1 pseudogene is annotated in these 320 nt (G+C 66.2%); it reads left to right on the top strand.

The features are described 5' to 3' along the window. Positions 1–320, top strand: a pseudogene (locus EN807_RS33900) (EamA/RhaT family transporter); the annotation flags it as partial.

Raw genomic sequence — 320 nt, forward strand, 5'->3', positions numbered from 1 at the left:
GGCTCTCGAAGCGCTCCGGCCTGCTGACGCTGCGCGCCTTCATCCAGTTCAGCTCATACACGTCCTAGCATCTGGCGATCGCCGCCCTGCCGCTGGCCGACGCGGTGGCTCTCTATTTCATGGCGCCGCTGTGCATCATGGTGCTGGCCGGGCCGTATCTTGGCGAACGCGTGTCTTGGCGGACGCTGGCGACCGTGCTGATCGGATTGCTCGGCGTGGTCGTGATGGTGCGTCCAGGCGCTGGGCTGTTCGATTGGGCGGCCTTGCTGTCGCTGGGCTCCGCCTTCCTCTACGGCTTCTCGCAGCTGATGGCGCGCAAG

The sequence above is a fragment of the Mesorhizobium sp. M5C.F.Ca.ET.164.01.1.1 genome, from assembly GCF_004792125.1.
Taxonomy (GTDB): Bacteria; Pseudomonadota; Alphaproteobacteria; order Rhizobiales; family Rhizobiaceae; genus Mesorhizobium; species Mesorhizobium wenxiniae.